This window comes from Ruegeria sp. HKCCSP346 (genome assembly GCF_017872595.1).
Taxonomy (GTDB): domain Bacteria; phylum Pseudomonadota; class Alphaproteobacteria; order Rhodobacterales; family Rhodobacteraceae; genus Ruegeria.
In genome coordinates, this window is the sequence record NZ_JAEDOT010000020.1 from 1 (window position 1) to 2,282 (window position 2,282).

2 protein-coding genes are annotated in these 2,282 nt (G+C 58.3%); one reads left to right on the forward strand and one right to left on the reverse strand.

What is annotated here, in order from left to right:
* The first annotated feature begins 73 nt into the window (after positions 1-73).
* The gene (locus tag I9185_RS20310; protein ID WP_171638647.1) at positions 74-1,051 is read left to right on the forward strand and encodes a CoA ester lyase; all 978 of its coding nucleotides are present in this window, start codon (positions 74-76) and stop codon (positions 1,049-1,051) included.
* Positions 1,052-1,120: 69 nt separating this feature from the next.
* Here the strand turns inward: I9185_RS20310 and I9185_RS20315 are convergent, their stop codons facing one another.
* Positions 1,121-2,122 (reverse strand): helix-turn-helix domain-containing protein, encoded by a 1,002-nt coding sequence (locus I9185_RS20315; RefSeq protein WP_171725211.1) that lies wholly within the window; start codon positions 2,120-2,122, stop codon positions 1,121-1,123.
* Between the last annotated feature and the right edge of the window lie 160 nt (positions 2,123-2,282).

Genomic DNA, 2,282 nt, shown 5'->3' on the forward strand with positions numbered 1-2,282 from the left:
CAAGGCCGAGGTCGCAGACCTCTGCGCCAAATTCCCGATCTATCCGAACCTGTAAGACGAAGGACCCGAACCTATGAGCTTTCATTCCATTGACCAAGCCCCAGCACGCCTGAACCGAAGTGAATTGGCCGTGCCCGGCAGCCAACCCGGAATGTTCGAAAAGGCAGCCAAATCCGATGTAGACGTCATTTTCCTTGATCTGGAAGACGCCGTCGCGCCCGATGAAAAGGAACAGGCCCGCAGGAACATCATTCAGGCGCTGAACGACATCGATTGGGGCAACAAGACCATGTCGGTTCGGATCAACGGTCTGGACACGCATTACATGTACCGCGACGTCGTCGATGTGGTCGAACAGGCGGGTGAACGGCTGGACCTGATCATGATCCCCAAGGTCGGGACAGCCGCAGATGTGTATGCGGTCGACATGCTGGTGACCCAGATCGAAGACGCCAAGGGTTACAAAAAACGGATCGGGTTCGAACACATCATCGAAACCGCGCTTGGCATGCAGAATGTCAGTGAGATTGCGGCAGCATCCAAGCGCAATGAAAGCTTGCACTTCGGTGTGGCCGACTATGCGGCCTCGACCCGTGCGCGAACCACGATCATCGGTGGTGTGAACCCGGACTACTCTGTTTTGACCGATGCGGACCCCGAGGACGGTCGCCAGACCCATTGGGGTGACATGTGGCATTATGCTCTGGCCCGCATGGTGGTTGCGGCGCGCGCCAACGGGCTGCGTCCGATTGATGGGCCTTTTGGCGATTTTCAGGACCCGGACGGTTACAAGGCCGCCGCAAAACGTGCCGCCGTTCTGGGTTGCGAGGGCAAATGGGCCATTCACCCAAGCCAGATCGCGCTGGCGAACGAGGTGATGTCGCCGTCCGACGCCGAGGTCATCAAGGCGCAGCGAATTCTTGTTGCCATGGCCGAGGCCGAGGCAGACGGAAAAGGCGCTGTTTCGCTGGATGGTCGACTGATTGATTACGCCTCCATCCGTCAGGCCGAAGTGCTGGTGGAAAAGGCAAGCCAGATTGCTGCGGCGTGAACCAAACCAGTGTTGCGTGGGCAAACTGCCCACGCGATGTCATCGCCGGTTGCGCAAGCCGAAGAAGTGCTAGGATCCTTCCGGCGCCATCGAACCCGTGAACCGACGGTCCCGGACATCATCCGGGCTGGTTTTGTAGCAGCGTTGAAACGCACGTTTCAATGCGACGGGCGATGAAAAACCGGTGGCTGCCGAGATTTCGATCTGCGACATGTTCGTGAACTGCAACAGGTTCTGCGCCCTTTCCAGACGAAGCTCCTTGTACGTGGAAAGAAGCTTTGCTCCGGTTTTGCTCAGGAACCGTCGTTGCAGCTGCCGCGTCGAGGTTTTGAGCAAACGGGAAAGATCGGAGATCGTCAGAGGATCTTCGATGTTCTCCTGCATCGCATCCAAAGTGCGCACCACCAGAAGATCGCCTTTTGCCTTGTGCACCAACCGGGCGGCCAACCTGCTTTCGTGTTTTTGCGTAGGTTCGGTCAGGCCGATATAGCTGCGCAATGCGTCCGCAATATGCTCTCCGTGATCCAAGGACACGAATTCGGACAACAACCGCAACGCGCTCAGTCTGCTGGTCGCGCTGTGGGGGTGCCCGTCGGCGGCCAGATGGGTTGCCGCACCGCAGCTTTCCAATCCGCTTTCCAGCGCGGCCGCGGCAAAGTTCGGGTGAACCGCGACGATGTTTCGGCCCGCTCTGCCCAGTTGCACCAGCAACAGGACAGCTCCACCGACCAGAACGGTCCTTGAAGACAGGTTGAGAACTTGCGAAATCCAGCTTCTGCGCGAACCGGAGACGTCCCAGTTGTTCTCCAGGTCGCCCCAGAATATCGCCGTCCGACCTGCCCAATAAAGAGGCCCGCCAACCGAGTCATTTCCGGACACCCGGAGATTGACGACGTAAGAGCAGTTTTCGACCAGGCTGTTCAGAGCGTGATAGAACTCGACGACGATCTCGGCCGATGCCAGCGCCCGGGTGTCGCTGAGGATAACATCGATGTGTTTTATTCTTTCGGGCACCTCCGGCCCGGTCTTTGCCAGGTCGGCGCGATCATTTGCGAGGACATAGTGTTTCATTGTTCCTCCATCGAATTGACGAGAGGCAGCGCCTCGCTGGACGCTGCCCTCATTTTCGGATTTCAATCCGCTTGGGCAAACCGCGGATTGCTACGCCCGGTTACCTATTCCGCGGCGTCTGCGTATGCGTCCATTGGGGGGCATGTGCAGACGAGGTTTC

Excerpts from the sequence above, each read along its gene's own strand:
- I9185_RS20310 (WP_171638647.1), top strand. The coding sequence starts at position 74 with ATGAGCTTTCATTCCATTGACCAAGCCCCAGCACGCCTGAACCGAAGT.
- I9185_RS20315 (WP_171725211.1), bottom strand. The coding sequence starts at position 2,122 with ATGAAACACTATGTCCTCGCAAATGATCGCGCCGACCTGGCAAAGACC.